The 17,425-nt window shown below is 70.2% G+C and carries 18 protein-coding genes; 3 read left to right on the top strand and 15 right to left on the bottom strand.

All coding sequences use genetic code 11. The features are described 5' to 3' along the window. The 5 genes from VDQ18_RS16825 to VDQ18_RS16845 form a co-directional block, all read right to left on the bottom strand. The coding region (locus VDQ18_RS16825) for a flavin-dependent oxidoreductase (RefSeq protein WP_323022077.1) at positions 1–1,257 on the bottom strand (1,257 nt) is incomplete at its 3' end. A gap of 92 nt (positions 1,258–1,349) precedes the next feature. Continuing rightward, complete coding sequence (locus VDQ18_RS16830) at positions 1,350–2,189, bottom strand: fumarylacetoacetate hydrolase family protein (RefSeq protein ID WP_323022078.1); 840 nt, start codon at positions 2,187–2,189, stop codon at positions 1,350–1,352. A gap of 76 nt (positions 2,190–2,265) precedes the next feature. After that, a complete protein-coding gene (locus VDQ18_RS16835) occupies positions 2,266–3,387 on the bottom strand; it encodes an ABC transporter permease (protein ID WP_323022079.1) in 1,122 nt (373 codons plus the stop codon). Further along, entirely contained in the window at positions 3,384–4,307 is a 924-nt protein-coding gene (locus tag VDQ18_RS16840) for an ABC transporter ATP-binding protein (RefSeq protein WP_323022080.1), read from the bottom strand. Before VDQ18_RS16840 ends, VDQ18_RS16835 begins: the two co-directional genes overlap by 4 nt. Continuing rightward, complete coding sequence (locus VDQ18_RS16845; protein WP_323022081.1) at positions 4,304–5,254, bottom strand: HlyD family secretion protein; 951 nt, start codon at positions 5,252–5,254, stop codon at positions 4,304–4,306. Before VDQ18_RS16845 ends, VDQ18_RS16840 begins: the two co-directional genes overlap by 4 nt. Positions 5,255–5,442: 188 nt before the next feature. Between VDQ18_RS16845 and VDQ18_RS16850 the strand changes: the two genes are divergently transcribed. Then, the gene (locus VDQ18_RS16850) at positions 5,443–6,096 is read left to right on the top strand and encodes a PAS domain-containing protein (protein ID WP_323022082.1); all 654 of its coding nucleotides are present in this window, start codon (positions 5,443–5,445) and stop codon (positions 6,094–6,096) included. Positions 6,097–6,166: 70 nt separating this feature from the next. On the opposite strand, the gene VDQ18_RS16855 is transcribed toward VDQ18_RS16850, so the two are convergent. The 6 genes from VDQ18_RS16855 to VDQ18_RS16880 all read right to left on the bottom strand — a co-directional run bounded on the left by VDQ18_RS16855 (position 6,167) and on the right by VDQ18_RS16880 (position 11,170). Continuing rightward, entirely contained in the window at positions 6,167–7,123 is a 957-nt protein-coding gene (locus tag VDQ18_RS16855) for a biotin-dependent carboxyltransferase family protein (RefSeq protein WP_323022083.1), read from the bottom strand. After that, positions 7,116–7,805: an allophanate hydrolase subunit 1 gene (locus tag VDQ18_RS16860; RefSeq protein ID WP_323022084.1), complete on the bottom strand. Its 690-nt coding sequence runs from the start codon at positions 7,803–7,805 to the stop codon at positions 7,116–7,118. Before VDQ18_RS16860 ends, VDQ18_RS16855 begins: the two co-directional genes overlap by 8 nt. Further along, complete coding sequence (locus tag VDQ18_RS16865) at positions 7,802–8,557, bottom strand: 5-oxoprolinase subunit PxpA (protein ID WP_323022085.1); 756 nt, start codon at positions 8,555–8,557, stop codon at positions 7,802–7,804. The genes VDQ18_RS16860 and VDQ18_RS16865 overlap by 4 nt, the downstream gene beginning before the upstream one ends. Before the next feature lie 63 nt (positions 8,558–8,620). Further along, positions 8,621–9,367 carry a siderophore-interacting protein gene (locus VDQ18_RS16870; protein WP_323022086.1) on the bottom strand — a complete coding sequence of 249 codons (747 nt, stop codon included), beginning with the start codon at positions 9,365–9,367 and terminating at the stop codon, positions 8,621–8,623. Between the two features lie 172 nt (positions 9,368–9,539). Further along, a complete protein-coding gene (locus VDQ18_RS16875) occupies positions 9,540–10,532 on the bottom strand; it encodes an MDR family oxidoreductase (protein WP_323022087.1) in 993 nt (330 codons plus the stop codon). After that, entirely contained in the window at positions 10,529–11,170 is a 642-nt protein-coding gene (locus VDQ18_RS16880; RefSeq protein WP_323022088.1) for a TetR/AcrR family transcriptional regulator, read from the bottom strand. The genes VDQ18_RS16875 and VDQ18_RS16880 overlap by 4 nt, the downstream gene beginning before the upstream one ends. A gap of 328 nt (positions 11,171–11,498) precedes the next feature. Here VDQ18_RS16880 and VDQ18_RS16885 point away from each other — a divergent pair, with 328 nt between their 5' ends. Next, a complete protein-coding gene (locus VDQ18_RS16885; RefSeq protein WP_323022089.1) occupies positions 11,499–12,284 on the top strand; it encodes an HAD-IIB family hydrolase in 786 nt (261 codons plus the stop codon). A gap of 1 nt (position 12,285) precedes the next feature. Further along, positions 12,286–13,797, top strand: a complete 1,512-nt coding sequence (ggpS, locus tag VDQ18_RS16890; RefSeq protein WP_323022090.1) for a glucosylglycerol-phosphate synthase — start codon at positions 12,286–12,288, stop codon at positions 13,795–13,797. 16 nt (positions 13,798–13,813) lie between these two features. Here the strand turns inward: ggpS and VDQ18_RS16895 are convergent, their stop codons facing one another. From VDQ18_RS16895 to argC, 4 genes are all read right to left on the bottom strand, one after another. Beyond that, on the bottom strand, positions 13,814–14,560 hold the full coding sequence (locus VDQ18_RS16895; protein ID WP_323022091.1) for a sulfite exporter TauE/SafE family protein: 747 nt from the start codon (positions 14,558–14,560) through the stop codon (positions 13,814–13,816). Positions 14,561–14,579: 19 nt separating this feature from the next. Continuing rightward, positions 14,580–15,071, bottom strand: coding sequence for an NUDIX domain-containing protein (locus tag VDQ18_RS16900; RefSeq protein ID WP_323022092.1), 492 nt, complete (start codon positions 15,069–15,071; stop codon positions 14,580–14,582). Positions 15,072–15,242: 171 nt separating this feature from the next. Next, positions 15,243–16,040 (bottom strand): Stf0 family sulfotransferase, encoded by a 798-nt coding sequence (locus VDQ18_RS16905; RefSeq protein ID WP_323022093.1) that lies wholly within the window; start codon positions 16,038–16,040, stop codon positions 15,243–15,245. Positions 16,041–16,158: 118 nt separating this feature from the next. Beyond that, positions 16,159–17,136: an N-acetyl-gamma-glutamyl-phosphate reductase gene (gene argC / locus VDQ18_RS16910; RefSeq protein WP_323022094.1), complete on the bottom strand. Its 978-nt coding sequence runs from the start codon at positions 17,134–17,136 to the stop codon at positions 16,159–16,161. Between the last annotated feature and the right edge of the window lie 289 nt (positions 17,137–17,425).

Below are 17,425 nucleotides of genomic sequence, written 5' to 3' on the forward strand. Positions count from 1 at the left end.
GGCGACCTGGGCGCCGGGGGCGATCAGCGGGGGCGAGGCGTTCAGGACCTCCCGCGCGAAGCCCGAGGCGATCTTGTAGCGGGCCATGAATTCGTCGCGCTCGGCCTGCGGGATCACCGCGTCGATCGAGTCGAAATCGCTGCCGCCGCGGGTTTCGACGATGCGCAGCAATTCGAACGGACCCTCGTCGCGGTTGCGCATGACCAGGGCCGAGACCGGCCCGCAAAGCTGGTCGTCGTAATGGTGCAGCGCCCGGGCCGTCACCCCGCGTTCGACCATCGCCGCGCCCAGGACCCGGGCGTCGATGATCGCCTGACTGGCCCCGTTCGAGCCCGCCGGAAGCATCGGATGGGCCGCGTCGCCCAGCAGCACCACCCGCCCGTCGCGCCAGGTCGGGATCGGGTCGCGGTCCAGCAGCGGGTTCTCATAGACCGCATCCGCCCCGCGCATCAGCGTCGGCACGTCGATCCAGTCGAGCGCCCAATCCTCGAAAAGCGGGGTGAAACTGGCGGCATCGACCGGGTTGAACCAGCTGCCGTGCCGGCGCGCGGCGTGATCCTCGATGCGGAGGCCGCCGATCCAGTTGATCCGCGCCAACCCGTCGCTGCCCAGATGCGAGATCGGGAACACGGCGACGCGCTTGTCGCCTGCGCCCGTGCCGATGAAGGTGGACCGGCCCCGCAGCGGCTTGGCCCGGGTGACGCCGCGCCAGAGCACCGCCCCGCCCCAGTTCGGCGGCGGCTGGTCGGGGTACATCTGCGCGCGGATTGCCGAATGGATGCCATCGGCGCCGATCAGCACATCGCCCGTCTCCTCGCGCCCGTCGTCGAGCAGCAGCGTCACCTGTCGCCCCGATTGCCGGTAGCCCCGGGCGCGGGCGCCGAGCACCACCGTCTCGGCCCCCATGCGGCGCACCACCAGGTGATAGAGCAGCATGTGCAAAAGCCCGCGGTCGACCGAGAATTGCGGCCAGCGGTAGCCCGCCACCAGCCCGCGCGGTTCCGAGACGATCACCTGGCCGTTGCGTGCCACCAGTGACCATTCCTGCAACGGCACGCCGACCGAGTTGAGCGAGGCCCCGGCGACGCCCAGGTCGTAGAGTTCGCGCACGGCATTCGGCTGCAGGTTCAGGCCCACGCCCTTGGGGCGCAACTCGCGGACCGTTTCGAAGACGGTGCAGGGAACGCCGATCTGGTGCATCGTCAAGGCGGTCACCAAACCGCCGATGCCACCGCCTGCAATCAATACTCTCGGCATGGGTCCTCCGGTCGGTCAGATCCCGAGGCTACCAGCCGAGAGTCAACGTAAGGTGAATCCGTGCGCCCTGTTTTCGCGCCGGATGAGCCGGGCTATTCGGCGACGATGGCATTCTCCAGCCGGCCGACGCGCTCGATCTCGACCACCACGCGCTTGCCGGGTTCCAGCAGCACCGGCGGCTTGCGCACGAAGCCGACGCCGCCGGGTGTGCCGGTGGCGATCACGTCGCCCGGCTGCAATTCGGCGAACTCGCTGCAATAGGCGATGAGCGTCGGGATGTCGAACAGCAGATGTCCCAGCGTGCTTTCCTGCATCACCGCCCCGTCCAGCAGGCAGCGGATCGTCAGGTCATCGAGGGGGCCCACGGCCTCGGGCGTGACCATCACCGGGCCGAGCGGCCCGCTTTTGGGGAAGTTCTTGCCGGGCGTCCATTGCCCCGCCTTCATCTGCCAGTCGCGCATCGAGATGTCGTTGAAACAGGCATAGCCCGCGACATGCTCCATCGCCTGGGCTCTGGCGATATGGCGTCCGCCCTTGCCGATGATCACCGCCAGTTCCGCCTCGAAATCGACGCTATCGGAATTGGCGGGCTTGGGCAGATCCTCGCCATGACCGGCGAGCGAGGTCGCCCAGCGGGCGAAGACGATCGGCTCCTTGGGATAATCCTTCTGGATGGCGCCCGCCGTCTCGGCCCGGTGATCGCGGTAATTCAGGCCGATGCAGAAGACCTGCGGCGCGTCGGGGATGACGGGGGCATAGCGGATGCCGTCCAGCGGCAGGGCAGGGGCCGCGCGCAGCCGGTCCGCCAGTGCGGCCAGATCGCCCGCCAGATGCTGGCGCAGCGTCTCGCCCGGGGCGGCGAGGTGGAGGACGCCCCCCTCGACCAGACCGAAGCGCAGGGCGCCCTCGTGATGGATTGTGGCGAATTGCATGGCGGCTCCTCCCGTTGCTTGCCCCGGGTGATCGCCCGGGCCGGGGGGCGGGGTCAAGCGCTCAGACCCGCCTTCTTCAGTCCAGCGTCCGGCGGAAGCGGAAGAGGGCGACCAGCGCGAATCCCAGCACGAAGAGCGTCAGCGCCGCCAGCGAATCTGCGACCTCGGCCGCGGTCGCGCCCTTCAGCATGACCGAACGGATCAGCCGCAGGAAATGGGTGAGCGGAAAGATCTCGCCCAGCCATTGCGCCCAAAGCGGCATGCCCCGGAACGGAAACATGAAGCCCGACAGCATCAGCGAGGGCAGGAAGAAGAAGAACGTCACCTGCATGGCCTGCATCTGCGTCCGCGACACGGTGGAGATCAGATAGCCCAGGATCACCAGCGCCAGCACGAAGAGGAAGACGCCCCCCAATATCAGCGACAGCGAGCCGACCAGCGGGATCCCGAACAGGACCCGCGCCGCCAAGAGCACGACGACCACCTGCACCGCGCCCACCGCCAGATAGGGAAGGACCTTGCCCAGCATGATTTCCAGGGGAGTCGCGGGCATCGACAGCAGGTTCTCCATCGTGCCGCGCTCGATCTCGCGGGTCAGGGCCATGGAGGTCATCATCACCATGGTCAGCTGCAGGATCACCCCCAGCAGCGCCGGGACGATGTTGTATTGGGTGATGCCCTCGGGGTTGTAGCGGCGGTGGACGACGATCTCGACCGGGGCGGCGGCGGGCGGCTGGCCCGCCTCGCGAGCCAGAGCTGAGGCGGCGACGGTCGAGAGGGTGGAGATGGCGCCCGAGGCCACCGAGGGGTCGGTCGCATCGGCCTCGATCAGCATCTGCGCCGGGTCGCCGCGCTCGATCCGGCGGCCGAAATCCGAGGGGACGGTGACGACGAAACTGACATCGCCCCGGGCGATCAGGGTCTCGGCGGCCTCGGCCGTCGCGTCGGGGGCGATGAAGCGGTAATAGCCGGTCAGCTCCAGCGCGCTGACCATGGCGCGGGTGAAACGGTCCTGCGTCGGCGCGACCAGCGCCGCGGGCAGTTCGCGCGGGTCGGTGTTGATGGCGAAACCGAAGAGCATGAGCTGCACCAGCGGCACGCCCAGCATCATGGCAAAGGTCAGCCGGTCGCGGCGCATCTGGATGGTTTCCTTGCCCAGCAGCGCCCTGAGCCGCCCGAGGGAAAAGCCGATTCTCATGCCATGTTGTCCGTGCTGGCGCCCATCAGCTGGATGAACACGTCTTCCAGCGAGGTCTCGGCCGGTTCCGCCCGGCAGCCGGTCGCCGCCGCCACCTCGGCCACCGTCCGGGCCAGCGCCGCGCCGTCCTTGCCCACCACATGCAGCGTCGCGCCGAAGGGGGCGATCTGATCGACGCCGGGCGCGCCCTTCAGCCGCAGCGCCGCCTCGGCCGTGCCGGGACCGGTCAGGACCAGCGTGGTCAGCCCGGCATCACGCACCACCTCGGGCACCGTGCCCTGGGCGATCAGATGGCCGTAGCTGATATAGGCGATGCGGTGGCAGCGCTCGGCCTCGTCCATGTAATGCGTGGACACCAGCACCGTCAGCCCGCCCTGCGCCAGCCGGTGGATCTCGTCCCAGAACTCGCGCCGCGCCTTGGGATCGACGCCCGCCGTGGGCTCGTCCAGCATCAACAGGTCGGGCTTGTGCATGACGCAGGCCGCCAGCGCCAGCCGCTGCTTCCACCCGCCCGAGAGCTTCCCTGCCAGTTGGCCCTTGCGGCTGGTCAGGCCCAAATCCTCCAGCGTGTCACGCACCGCGTCCCGTACCGGCTTCATTCCGTAAAGCCCGGCCACGAAACGCAAATTCTCCTCGATCGTCAGATCCTCGTAGAAGCTGAACTTCTGCGTCATGTAGCCGACCCGCCGCTTGATCGCGCCGCGCTCGCGCCGGATGTCGAGGCCCAGAACCCGCCCCTCGCCCTCGTCCGGCTCCAGCAGGCCGCACATCATGCGGATGGTCGTGGTCTTGCCCGAGCCGTTGGGGCCGAGAAACCCCATGATCTCGCCCCGCGCGACGCTCAGCGTCACCGCATCGACCACGGTGCGGGCGCCGAACCGCTTGGTCAGGCCGCTGACGCTGATCGCGGGCTCGCTCATTCCGGTCGGCCGGGCAGGGCCACATCGACGATCTGACCGGGGTTGAGGCGCGTGCCGTCCTCGGGCGCGGCCTCGATCAGATAGACCAGCGTCTGCCGGTTCTCGAGCGAGTAGATCACCGGCGGGGTGAATTCGGGCTGGTCCGAGATATAGGTGATGCGCGCGCGCAGCCCCTCGGCACAGCCGTCGCAATGCACGGCCAGCGTGTCACCCACCCGGATGCCGGATACCCGCGCCTCGGGGACATAGAGCCTGAGCTTCACCGCGCCTTCGCCCAGCACCGACAGCACCGGGGCCGAGGGACCGGCGATCTCGCCGGGCTGGCGGATGACATCGACCACCGAGACCGTCATCGGTAGGCTGAGGACCCGCTGGTCGAGCGCCCATTGCGCCCGGTCGCGCGCCGCCTCGGCTGCGCGCTGGCTGGCCTCGGCCTGGGCGATGGCCTGGGGACGGGCGGGCAGGCGGGCCACAGCCAGCTGCGCCTCGATCTGGGCGACGGCCGCGTCGGCCACCTCGACCGCGGTCACCGCATCATCGAGCTGGGCATCCGTGGCGACCCCCCGGTCGGCGAGTTCGGTGAACCGCTCACGCCGCCGCAGGGCCTCGTCCCGCTGCGCCCGGGCCGAGACGAGATTGGCCTCGATCACCCGGATCTCCTCGGGCCGCGCGCCCTGCAGCAGGTCGGTGAGCGCGGCCTCGGCCCGGGCCAGATTGGCCCCTGCCTCGGCCAGGGCGATCTCGGCGTCGCGGCTTTCCATCGTCGCCAGCACGGCGCCCGCCGCGACCCTGTCGCCGCGCGCCACCAGCACCTCGGCCACCTGGGCGGTTTGCACCGGCGCCACCAGCGTGTAGATCCCCTCGACATAGCCGGTGGCAAAGGGCGGCGGCGCGGCGCAGAGCTGAAACAGCGTGGCTGCCAGCGGCAGGGAACAGAGAAAGCTCATGGCATGCTCGCAAGACCCGGTGCTCGGGCCCTCGATCCTGCGGCAGCCGGGCAGCCGAGGCAAGCGCCCGCAGCGCGCGAACGCCTGGCCGCATGGGCGGGAGCCCGCCGGTCGACGCGAATTGCGGCTTTGAATTGCAACTTCCGGATGCTACATTTGACGATCTTGAATTCTGTCAGGGGGCGTGGGTGACACCGGCTCAGGATGCTATCGGTGCCGAGGCGCTGTCCACGGTTGTGGGCCTCCTGATGCAGCGCTCGGATGTCTGCGCCAAGGTGATCGACCGGGACGGTCAGGTGACCGCGATCAACCGCCGGGGCCTCGACCTGCTCGACACCACGCGTGAGGATGTCTGCGGCCAGCTCTGGGTCGAATTCTGGGAAGGCGAGGACCACGCCGCCGCCAAGGCCGCGGTCGAGGTGGGCTTTGCCGGCAAGGCCTGCGAATTCGTCGGCACCTTCCGCACCGACGGCGTCCGCAGCGCCTGGGAGATCGAGATCCTGCCGCTGGAATGGCGCGACGGGGTGGTGCAATCGCTGCTGGTCCTCTCGACCCGCTTCGGCGCCCCGCTCGACGGCGCGCCCCTGGCGGCGCCGCATCCGGGCGTCCTGGCTCAGCGCCAGCTGACCGAGGCATTCCGCGTGCTGGCGGCGGTGGCGGATCTGTCGACCAGCGGCGCCGAGCAATTGCGCCACGGCCCGCTGGAGGGCGACGGGGCCGAGCATCTGGCCCGCGCGCTGGAAGAGGCCGGTCGCCGCGCGTCGCAGGCGATCGAGGATCTGGGCGCGCTTCTGGGCACCAATGCCCGCATGCCGGCAATGGCCGGGAGCGGCGAGGGCTGAGTCCGCGGCAGACCCCGGGGGCAGGCTGCTCGTCCCTGCGGGTGCACCCCGTCACCCGCCGCCGTGGCTGTCAGCCGACCGCCTCGCCCGTCCTTTCCCGCATCCGCGCCTTGTACTCGGCCCAGCGTTCAGCGCGGAAGCGGCCGAGGGCCGCGGCCTCCTCGGCGCTGATCGGCGTGAAGGCGACCCCATCCCCCGGCCGCAGCTGGGCAAAGGCATCGAGGTCGTCGTCCAGCACGGTGGCGATCTTGGGATAGCCGCCGGTCGTCTGGTGATCGGCCAGCAGCACCACCGGCACCCCGTCGCCCGCCACCTGCACCGAGCCCCGGACAATCGGCTCGGACGGTATCGACAGCGCGTCCCCCAGCGCCAGCGCCGGGCCCTTCAGCCGCACGCCCATCCGGTCGCCCTGCGGCGTCAGGAACCACGGGCCGGTGGCGAAAGCTTCCAGCGCCTCAGGCGCGAAGCAATGGGCCTGCGGGCCCATGACCACATGCACGCCCCGGCGGGGGCGGGCGCTGACCGGGCGGGGCAGGTCGCGCGGCGGCAGGACCTCTGCCTCGGCCACGACCCAGTCCTGCCCGGCCTTCAGCACCCCGCCGCCCAGGTTCGACGACGCCAGCGTCGCTGCACTCCCCAGCCAGCGCGGCGCCTGCAGGGTCCCGGCAAAGGCCAGATAGGCCCAGGCGCCCCAATGCCCGCGGCGGATGACCAGCCTCTCGCCCGCCTCGATGGTCAGCACCTGCCACGATCCGGTCTTGTGCCCGCCCGCCTCGACCACGAAGGCGCCGCCGGTCACGGCGAGGCTGACCCGGCCCGAGACGCATTCCAGCGTCAGCCCACCCAGCGAGACCTCGATCACCGGCGAGCCCTCGGGCTGGCCCAAAGCCAGATTGGCCAGCGCCAGCGCTTTGCGGTCCATCCCGCCCGAGGCCGGGACGCCGAAGCGCATCATCCCCGGCCGCCCGCCATCCTGCACGCTGACCAGCGGCCCCGCCTGCACCACCCGGAAAACCGCCTCAGCCATGGGATGCCCCGTTCTCTGCCTCGAACTCGGCCAGCGACAGGCGGCGGAACCGCACCCGATCGCCGACGCCGAAAAGGAACGGCCGGTCCTCGTCGCCGGTCAGCACCTTCACCGGCGAGCGGCCGAGGATCCACCAGCCGGTCGGCATGGTCAGCGTGGTGATCAGGCATTGCGCGCCCGCCACGATCACCGAGCCCGCGGCGATGCCCCGCACCGGCGCCGTCTTGCGGTCCAAACGCAGTTCCGGCGGCACCCCGGCCATATAGGCGTAGCCCGGCGCGAAACCGTAGAGGTAAACGCGGTAATCCCCCGCCAGATGCGCGGCGATCACGGCGTCGGTGGAAAGGCCGGTCTTCTCCGCCACTGCCGCCAGATCGCGGGCGAAAGGCGCCTCGTAGCAGACGCCGACCTCATGGGTGACGGGGGTGTGGTCAGGCGCCGCTGCCTGATCCAGCAGGCCGGTGACATGCGCCTCGACCCTTGCGTGATCGGTCACGGCGGGGTCGAACTCGACCAGCAGGTTGACGAAGGCGGGCACCCATTCGCGGATCCCGGGGCAGGGCGCCGCGGTCAGGGCCGCATCCAGCCGCAGCACGGCGGCATGCGCCGCGTCGTCCAGCGCCCGGGCGAATTCGACCAGCAGCGCATGGTCGGCCACCGGGGTGAAACGCGGCGCGGTCACAGGAAACTCGCGAGGCTCACGCCCGCTGCGCTGAGCCGCGCCCGGACCTCACGCGCCATGGCGACGGCGCCGGGGCTGTCGCCATGCACGCAGATCGAGGCCGCGTCGAGCGGGATCGGATCGCCGCCCACCACCGCCATGCGCCCGGTATCGAGGAAGCGCAGGAGCCGCTCCGCCGCCTCGGCCGGGTCATGGATCATGGCGCCCGGCTGCGAGCGGGGCACGAGGCGGCCGTTCGGCAGATAGCCGCGGTCGGCGAAGATCTCGGCAAAGACCGGGATGCCCGCGGCCCGCGCGGCCAGCTCCAGCTCGGTCCCCGAGATGGCGAGGAAGGCCAGATCGCCGGGCAGCGCCTTGACCGCCGCGACGATGGCATCCGCCGCCGCCCGGTCGTCGGCCGCGTGGTTCGAGAGCGCGCCATGCGGCTTGACATAGCGCACCCTCGCCCCCGCCAGCGCCGCGACGCCGACCAGCGCGCCGACCTGCGCCGCGACCATGCGGCCCAGCTCGGCCGGGGCCATGGGGATGACCCGGCGGCCGAAGCCCTCGCGGTCGGCATAGCCCGGATGGGCGCCGATCACGACGCCCTTGGCCGCGGCGGTCCTGAGCGTGGTGAACATCGTCTCGGGGTCGCTGGCATGCCCGCCGCAGGCGATATTGGCCGAGGTGACGACATCCAGCATCGCCGCGTCGTCACCCATCGACCAGGGGCCGAAACTTTCGCCCAGGTCGGAATTGAGGTCGATCTTCATGGTATTCCCCCGATCCTGCCGGTCAAACAATCGCCAAAAGCCCGCCGCGTCAAGGGCTTGCGGTCAGGAGAGCGCCTTGTCGCTGGCGTCGGCCTCGCCCAGGATCCAATAGCCCGCCGCCTTGATCCAGGCCTTGGGATGCCCCTTCTCGCCCTCGATATGATCGCGCAGCGTCCGGGCGACCTTGGCCTCGGCGGCGATCCAGACGAAGCCCTTGCCCGCGGGCAGGGTCAGGGCGCGCGCGGCCTCCAGCAGCGGCGCCGGGTCGGCGGCCTCGCTCACCGGGCGGTGGACCCAATGGGCGCGGTGGCTGGCGGCGGTCTGGAAGACCTGCTCGTCGGCCGCGCCCGGGACGGCGCCCAGCGTCACCACCTGCACCCCGGCGGGCAGTTCCTCGACCCAGCGGCCCATGGCGGGCAGGCCGGTCTCGTCGGCGATCAGCAGATACCAGTCGAAGACCGGCGCCACCACGGCCGAGCCCCGCGGCCCCGCCACGGTGATCGTGTCGCCCTTGGCCGCGCCCAGCGCCCAGGCGGTGGCCGGACCCGCGTCATGCACGGCGAAATCGACCACCAGACGGCGGGCGTCATTGTCATAGCTGCGCGGCGTGTAGTCGCGCATCTCGGGCGCCTCGGCCCCGGTGTCGAGCAGCAGTTTCAGGTGGTCATCGGGGGCGAGGCTGGTGAAATCGGCCAGATCCTCGCCTTCCAGCACGATGCGGATCATGTGCGGCGTCAGTTCGCTGACCGAGTGCACGGTCAGCTGACGGCGCCGGATCTCGTGGCGGTGGCGGGTGATGATCGGTTCCATGGTCATGTCCTTGAAGGCCCGGGCGGATCCCGGGGCGCGAGAGGGGCTGTCGGCTCCCGCGATCCTGACCGGACCGGGTGGCTGGCGCGGGGCGGCAAGGCGCCGTCCGTCGCAGGCGGAGATAAACCCTCGCGCGCCCGGCGACCAGCCGTTCATGACCCGTTGTGTGCGCTCAGCTCAGCGCGGGGTTGACCGGCACCACGATCCGGCCGCGGACCTGACCGTCCAGGAAGCGCGGCGCCACGGCGGGGACCTCGGCCAGCGGCACCTCGGTCAGCATGGCCTCGAGCTTGCTCATGTCCAGTTCGTTCGCCAGCCGCTGCCAGGCGGTCAGCCGGTCGGGCCGCGGGCACATGACGCTGTCGACACCCGCCAGAGTCACCCCGCGCAGGATGAAGGGGGTGACGGTGGTCGGCAGGTCGCGTCCGCCCGCCAGACCGCAGGCCGCCACGACGCCGCGATAGGCCATCATCGACAGGACATTGGCCAGCACCACGCCGCCCGCCACATCGACCGCGCCCGCCCAGCGTTCCTTGCCCAGGGCGCGCGGGGTGCCGGTCAGTTCCGCCCGGTCCAGGACCGAGGTCGCGCCCAGCCCGGTCAGATACCCGGCCTCGGCCATCCGCCCGGTGACGGCCGCCACCCGGTAGCCGCGCGCCGCCAGCAGGGCCACAGCCACGCTGCCGACCCCGCCCGAGGCGCCGGTCACCACCACCTCGCCCGAGGCAGGCGTCAGGCCATGCGCCTCCAGCGCCATGACGCAGAGCATGGCGGTATACCCGGCGGTGCCGATCGCCATCGCCTGTTTCAGGCTGATCCCGTCGGGCAGTTTCACCAGCCAGTCGGCGTTCAGATGCGCGCGTTCGCCCAGCCCGCCCCAGTGCTTCTCACCCACGCCCCAGCCGTTCAGCACCACCCGGTCGCCGGGTTGCAGCGAGGGCGCGCGGCTCTCGCGGACGATGCCGCTGAGGTCGATGCCCGGCACCATCGGAAAGCTGCGCACCACGGGCGCGGCGCCGGTCAGCGCCAGCGCATCCTTGTAGTTCAGCGTCGAATAGGCGACCTCGACCGCGACCTGGCCGTCCTCCAGCGCGGGCAGGGTGACGTCGGTCAGGCTGGCGCTTTGGCCGTCGTCGGTCTTGTCGATCAGGATGGCGCGGGTCATGAGGGATCCTTCCGGGTGACGAGCCGCAGGAACGCGGCGATGAATGTACGCAGGGGCGCCGGGCCATGGTCGAGCCGGGCGCGCATCACCGCGCCCTCCCAGCCGATCCAGAACAGCGCGGCCAGGGCCTCGGGGTCTTCGCAGGCGTCGATCTGCCCCGCCTCCTGCGCCGCGCGCAGGCAACGGGCGGTGTCCTGCTGCCAGAGCGCCAGCACCGCCTGCAACCGCTCGCGGAAATCCTCGGGCAGGGCGGTGACTTCCTGCCCCAGATTGCCGACCAGACAGCCGCGCCGGTAGTCATGCGCCTCCATCCCGGCCTCGACCTCGGCCGCGAAGGCGGCAAGGCGGTCGAGCGGCGACAGATCGCGGCGCTCCAGCGAGCGGGCCAGCAGGCTGCGGAAATACTCGCCATAGGCCTCGATCAGCGCGGCGCCGAAGGCCGCTTTCGAGGGGAAATGGTGGTAGAACGAGCCCTTCGTCACCCCGGCCGCCGCCAGGATCTGATCCAGCGCCGCGGCGCCATAGCCGAATTCCGTCAGATGCCGCAGTCCGGCCCGGATCAGCGCCTGACGCGCCGCCTGATCGGCGGGTTCAAGCGGCGGGCGGCCACGGCGGCGGGGGGCGGGTGACGCGGTCATGGGTATTTATTAGACCGTGAGGTATGTAAAATCAACCCCGCGGTCCCCGGGTCGAAAAATGGCGCTAACAGCACTTTTTATGCTTGTTTTTCAAGGAGTGGCGCCGCAATGCAGCAATTGTGGGTTGCACTGAGGGACGATTGCCCTAGTCTAGAGAAAGGGTCCGGCGGCGGATCCGAGCGGGCCTTTTGCCTGCGTTTCCCCCCGCGCGACGCGCTGCCTGCGTGTTCTGCCCCCGCCGCAACGCCCCGACCCGGGGCAAACTGGGCGCGCATCTGACAACCGGATCGACCTTTGCAGGCTCCCCCAGCAGGAGGCCCCATCACCCGTGCTTGCTCCAGATTTGCATTCCTCTGTTCCCCCGATCGCCGCGCGCCGTTTCACGCTGGCGACCGACCTTGACGGAACCTTCCTTGGCGGCAGCGACGCCGACCGCGACCGCCTCTATGGCTGGATCGAGGCCAACCGCGCCTCCATCGGCCTGATCTTCGTCACCGGCCGCGACCCGGAGTTCATCCTGTCGATGTGCCGCGAGCGGGGGCTGCCCTGGCCCGAATACGTGGTGGGCGATGTCGGCACGACCATCGCCGAGGTGACCGCCAACGGCATCGCGCCGCTGCCGGAACTGGAGGCCGAGATCGCCGCCGCCTGGGCCGACAGCGGCCCCAGGGTCCGCGCGGCGCTGGCCGGGCATCCGGGCCTCAGCCTGCAACCCACGGCCTTCCGCTACCGGGTGAGCTATGACCTCGACGCCCAGGCCTTCAACCCCTCCGCCCAGGCCAAGGTCGAGGCGCTGGGCCTCGACTGGCTGATCTCGGACGACCGCTTCTTCGACGTGCTGCCGAAAGGCATCTCCAAGGGGCCGTCGATCCGACGCCTGGTGGCGCATCTGGGCATCCCCGAGGACCGCGTCCTCTGCGCCGGGGACACGCTGAACGACCTCAGCATGCTCGCCTCGGGCCTGCCCGCCGTGGCGGTGGGCAAGTCGGAACCGGCCCTTACCCGCGCGCTTGCCGGGGTGAGGACCGTCCACCACGCCCGCGCCCCCGGCGCCGCCGGCATCCTCGAAGCCGTCGCCGCCTTTGACCTTCACGCCCTTCCGACCGGAGCCTGACATGCCCTCGAACCTCGTTATCGTCTACCATCGCCAGCCCTATGAAGAAGTCGAGATCGACGGAAAGATCGAATTCCGCGAGAACCGCAGCCCCAACGGCATCGTGCCGACGCTGAAAAGCTTCTTCGGCCGGGTCGACAAGGGCGCCTGGATTGCCTGGAAACACGCCGACGACCCCTCGAACCCCGATTTCGAGCGGGTGGTCGAGATCGACGACCAATACGGCCATTACACCGTCTCGCGCCTGGCGCTGACGCCCGAGCAGGTGACGAGCTTTTACCATGTCTCGTCGAAAGAGGCCTTTTGGCCGATCCTGCACGGCTTCAAGGAGCGCTACAATTACGACCCCGTCGACTGGCCGACCTTCCGCGAGGTGAACTGGGCCTTCGCCGAGGCCGCCGCCGCCGAAGCGGCCGAGGGTGCCGTGGTCTGGATCCACGACTACAACCTCTGGCTGGTGCCGGGCTATCTGCGCACCCTGCGCCCGGACGTGAAGATCAGCTTCTTCCACCACACACCCTTCCCGAACGCCGACCTCTTCAACGTGCTGCCCTGGCGCAAGGAGATCCTGGAAAGCCTGCTGACCTGCGATGTCGTGGGCTTCCACATCCCGCGCTATGCCAACAATTTCGTCTCGGCCGCGCGCTCGCTTCTGGAGGTGGAGACGCTGAAGCGTGAGAAGGTCTCGGCCGAATTCTCGGCGGAGACCACGGCGCTGTCGGAGCAGAGCGTGGTGACCGAGATCGGCTATCAGGGCCGCATCGTGCGGCTGCAGGCCAGCCCGGTCGGGGTCGATGCCGGCTATATCGGCAAGGTCGCGGCCAGCGACGAGACGGCCGAGCGGCTGGCGCAGATCCGCCAGCAGATGCGCGACCGGCGGCTGATCCTCTCGGTCGGGCGCACCGATTACACCAAGGGCGGCATCGAGCAGCTGCAAAGCTTCGAGCGACTGCTGGAGGCCCGCCCCGATCTGCGCGGCAAGGTGCGGCTCATGCATGTCTCGGTCGCCGCCAATTCCAATATGACCGCCTACGAGGAAATCCAGCACGATCTTGAGGCACTGGCGGGCAAGATCAACGGCCGCTTCGGCAGCTTCGACTGGCAGCCGGTGGCGCTGATCTCGCGCCCGGTGCCGTTTACCGAGCTGGTCGCCTATTATCAGGCGGCGGATGTGGCCTGGATCACCCCGCTGGCGGACGGGATGAACCTGGTGTGCAAGGAATTCTGCGCCGCGCGGGGCGATGGCGACGGGGTGCTGGTGCTGTCGGAATTCGCCGGGGCCGCGGTCGAGCTGGCCTCGGCCGTGCACACCAATCCCTTCTCGCACAAGTCGATGGACACGGCGATCCAATACGCCCTGGCCATGCCGGAAGAGGAACGCCGCGGCCGCATGAAGGCCAACCGCGAGAGTGTCCGCCGCCGTGACGTCCGCTTCTGGGCCGATGACCAGATGCAGGCCTTCGGCGACGAGGTCCAGCCGCGCGAGCCGGTGACCGCCAAATCGGCCGCCTGACCGCTTCCGGGCGCTGTCAGACCAGCGCCCGGATCAGGCCGATTGCCGCCATCACCATCAGCACGCCGATGGTGATGCGGCGAAAGCGGGCGGGGTCGGCGCCGACGGCCAGCCTTGCGCCCCACCAGCTGCCCAGCACCACGAAGGGGACCGAGGCGGCGGTGGCGATCAGCACCGCCGTGTCGATCTTCCCGGCCAGCCCGAATTGCACGAAGGTCATGCCGTCGAGCAGCACGAAATAAGCCAGCAGCGTCGCCCGGAACACCAAAGGCGCCAGCCCCAGCGCGGCGGTGACCATCACCGCGGGCGGCCCCGCGACCCCGGCCGGTGCCACCAGCCCCGAAACCACGCCCATGCCCAGCGTCGCGCCCTTGCCCGCGCCGGGGGGCAGCACCCAGCCCCTGAGCATCACCAGCGACGCCAGCAGCACGATCCCCGAAATGGCGATCCGGGCCGTCGCCTCGTCGACATGCGGCAGGATCAACAGCCCCGGCAGTAGCCCCAGCAGCGCGCCCAGCGACAGCCGCCAGGCGGTCGGCCAGTGGATGTCGGGCCAGGCGGCGCGGCCATGTTGCAGGCAGAGCACCAGATCGCCCAGCACTGCCATCGGCACCAGCGCCAGCGGGTTGGTGACGAAGGCCCCGGCCGCCACCACCAGCACCGGATAGCCAAAGCCGGAATAGCCCCGCATGAAGGCCGAGGCAAAGACCACGAGGGCCATGAAGGCCAGCGCAAGCGGGCTCAATCCGAGGAACGCATCCATGGGGGAGGGGCCTTTTCTGTCAGAAGAACTGGAAGCGGCCGGTCTCGCGCCAGCGCAGGAAGGCCTGAAGCGAGGGGTATTCGGGCCGGGTGAAGCCCTCGGCCGGGATCCCCACGGGGTCGACGAAGCGGAACCCCGCGGCCTCGCCGTCGTTCGAGGCAGGCGTGCCGCCCGGCGCCCTGGCATGGGCCAGGATCGAGACGCCCTGCACCTGATCGCCGTTGGGATAGGTGAAGCATTCGGTGCCCGGGTCCGAGGAGATGCCGAAGACCTCGATCTCGCCGAGGCTGAGGTCCGTCTCTTCCCGGACCTCGCGCCGCATCGCCTCTGCCAGCGATTCCCCCAGCTCCATGGCCCCCGCAGGCAGCCCCCAGTCGCCGGTATCCTGCCGCCGCAGGATCAGGACGCGGCCCTGCGCATCCTCGATCACCACCCGCACGCCGATCACCAGCAGCGGCCGGTGACCCACCAGAGCCCTGATCTGCCCGAGGTAACTGTCTGCGAAACTCATGAAGGCCTCCCTCGCCGCCAGCGTTACGCCAGACTGCCCTCCGCCTCAACCTGCGGAATTGGGGGGGCGAGAGCCTGCGTCCCCGCCATCCCGATTGCAGGCCGATCCGCGCTAGTGGCCCGGACCCTGCGCCGGCAAAGCGCGCGGCTCATCCGGCGCCTTGCCCCAGGATCAGCCGCCGCCCTCAGGATCTGACGGCGTGGACCATTCCCCGGCCTCCCGCTCGAAGCGATCCCGCCAGTCCTGGCTGAGCGCGTCCGAAAGCCTCGCTGTCGGCGGCTCGACCGAAAGGGCGAGCGCGGGGTCAAGCCCCAGCGCCGCCAGCACCTGCGCCAGCACCTGTCCCGGGTCCTTCGCCAGCGCGTCGTAGCGCAGCCGCAGGGGCGTCAGCCCCTCCTGCCGGAACCAGCCCTCCCAGGCCGCGTCCTGCGCCTTGTGCAGGGCCATGTGGCGGATGAGCGCCGCCCTGTCGTACCGCGCGTCCCGTGGCGGCGCCAGGCGCTCCCTCTCCGAACCATCCGCGTTGCGATGCCACAGACCCGTCTGTTCCGCCCGCAGGCGCGAGATTGCCTGCCCCAGCCGGTCGGACCGCGACAGATGGATGAAGAGCGTCGGACCGAAGGCCGCTTCCAGCCGGGCCCGGTCGCTCATCGGCCCGGGGAACAGCCGTTTCAGCTGCGCCAGGAAGAAGTCGAAACTCCCGCGCTGCAGGCGCAAGCCGAAGAGGTCGCTCTCGCCCTTGCCACGGGCCACGGCGGCGGCGAAGGCGGCCCTGAGCGCGTCCAGATCCGACGCGAACCCCGCCCGTTTCAACCCATATTCCTCCAGCCAGCCGTCGAGCGAGGGCACGTGGAAGTGCGAATCCGGGACGCCCGCCACCCCGGTCGCGTCCAGCAGGCTGCACAGAAGCGTGCTGCCGCTGCGGGGGACGGTGCAGATCATATAGGATTGAAACGGTTGTCGGGTCATGGATCGGGGCTCCTGCCGCCTGTCTCCTAGCAGCCTGTCGCCCTGAACGCAGCCTCCGCGGTCCGGGGTCCTGTCCGGCCGCCCGCCGGGATGCGAGCGGCCGGACCCGCGCCGGGCCTCACGGCCAGAGCGGCGCGCCCTCCAGCCCCGCGGTCCCGGGCAGGCCAAAGATCAGGTTCGCGTTCTGCACCGCATGGCCCGCCGCCCCCTTGCCGAGGTTGTCCACCACCCCCAACGCCATCACCAGATTGCGCGCGGGATCAGCGGCATAGCTGACGAAGGCGAGGTTCGAGCCGCTCGCCCATTTGCTCTGCGGCGGCTGGTCCGTCACCCGGACGAAGGGCCGCTCGGCATAGAAGGCCCGCGCCGCCGCAAGGCACTCCTCGGTCGTGGCCCGGCCGCGGGCATAGATCGTCACCAGCAGCCCCCGGGTCATCGGCACCAGATGCGGCGTGAACACCAGCCCCGTGGCGCTCGCCCCGCCCAGCTGGGCGATGGTCGTCTCCATCTCCGGCATATGGACGTGGCGGAGCAGGCCGTAGGGGATCAGGTTCTCGTTGGTCTCGGCAAAGCCGAAGCGGCCGTCGCCGCCCCCCCGCCCGGCGCCCGAGATCCCGGTCTTGGCGTCGATCACGATGTTGCCGGTGTCGATCAGCCCGCCCGCCAGCAGCGGCGCCAGCGCAGTCAGGGTCGCGACCGGAAAACAGCCCGGGTTGGCGACGCGGCTCTGGCCCGCGATCCGCTCGGGCCAGACATCGGCCAGCCCATAGGTCCAGCCCGCGACATGCCGGTGATCGCCGCCGATATCGACGATCTTCACGCGGGCGGGGACGCGGGCCAGCGCCTCGGCCGATTTGCCGGTGGGCAGCGAGGCGAAGAGCAGATCGAGCTCGGGCAGCGTCTCGGGATCCCATTTCTGGATCACGGTATCGGCCAGCGCCCGCGGCACGCCCGGGAAACGGTCGATCAGGCGCGCGCCCGCGCTGCCCTCGCCCGCGGCGTAGACAAGCTCGAACGAGGGATGGCTGGCGATCAGGCGCAGCGCTTCCCCGCCGCCAAAACCGCTGATGCCGACGATGCCGGTACGAATGCTCATGAGGATCTTCCTTGGTTCGGGACAGAGAAAGCCCCCGGAGCCGAGGGCTGCGGGGGTTCAGGAACGCGGATCGGAGGGGTTTCGTCCGGGGCGCCTACGACAGGCAGGCAACCGCGCCAGAAACCGCTGACCGACGCGCAGCCCGAAGACCCGCCGTCTGGGGGCGGAGTCGGCGTCGGTTGAAGAGGGTCTGGTTCCCGAACATGCGCGCAGACATGGCGGGGGCGAGGGGCTCTGTCAAGCGTCGTGGCGGGGGTATGGGGATGATCAGGGGCAAGGGGGCTACAGG

The sequence above is a fragment of the Pararhodobacter sp. genome, assembly GCF_034676075.1.
Taxonomy (GTDB): domain Bacteria; phylum Pseudomonadota; class Alphaproteobacteria; order Rhodobacterales; family Rhodobacteraceae; genus Pararhodobacter.

Coding starts and splice junctions, on each gene's coding strand:
- VDQ18_RS16830 (WP_323022078.1), bottom strand. CDS start 2,189: ATGCAATTCGCCACAATCCATCACGAGGGCGCCCTGCGCTTCGGTCTG.
- VDQ18_RS16835 (WP_323022079.1), bottom strand. CDS start 3,387: ATGAGAATCGGCTTTTCCCTCGGGCGGCTCAGGGCGCTGCTGGGCAAG.
- VDQ18_RS16840 (WP_323022080.1), bottom strand. CDS start 4,307: ATGAGCGAGCCCGCGATCAGCGTCAGCGGCCTGACCAAGCGGTTCGGC.
- VDQ18_RS16845 (WP_323022081.1), bottom strand. CDS start 5,254: ATGAGCTTTCTCTGTTCCCTGCCGCTGGCAGCCACGCTGTTTCAGCTC.
- VDQ18_RS16855 (WP_323022083.1), bottom strand. CDS start 7,123: ATGGCTGAGGCGGTTTTCCGGGTGGTGCAGGCGGGGCCGCTGGTCAGC.
- VDQ18_RS16865 (WP_323022085.1), bottom strand. CDS start 8,557: ATGAAGATCGACCTCAATTCCGACCTGGGCGAAAGTTTCGGCCCCTGG.
- VDQ18_RS16870 (WP_323022086.1), bottom strand. CDS start 9,367: ATGGAACCGATCATCACCCGCCACCGCCACGAGATCCGGCGCCGTCAG.
- VDQ18_RS16875 (WP_323022087.1), bottom strand. CDS start 10,532: ATGACCCGCGCCATCCTGATCGACAAGACCGACGACGGCCAAAGCGCC.
- VDQ18_RS16880 (WP_323022088.1), bottom strand. CDS start 11,170: ATGACCGCGTCACCCGCCCCCCGCCGCCGTGGCCGCCCGCCGCTTGAA.
- ggpS (WP_323022090.1), top strand. CDS start 12,286: ATGCCCTCGAACCTCGTTATCGTCTACCATCGCCAGCCCTATGAAGAA.
- VDQ18_RS16895 (WP_323022091.1), bottom strand. CDS start 14,560: ATGGATGCGTTCCTCGGATTGAGCCCGCTTGCGCTGGCCTTCATGGCC.
- VDQ18_RS16900 (WP_323022092.1), bottom strand. CDS start 15,071: ATGAGTTTCGCAGACAGTTACCTCGGGCAGATCAGGGCTCTGGTGGGT.
- VDQ18_RS16905 (WP_323022093.1), bottom strand. CDS start 16,040: ATGACCCGACAACCGTTTCAATCCTATATGATCTGCACCGTCCCCCGC.
- argC (WP_323022094.1), bottom strand. CDS start 17,136: ATGAGCATTCGTACCGGCATCGTCGGCATCAGCGGTTTTGGCGGCGGG.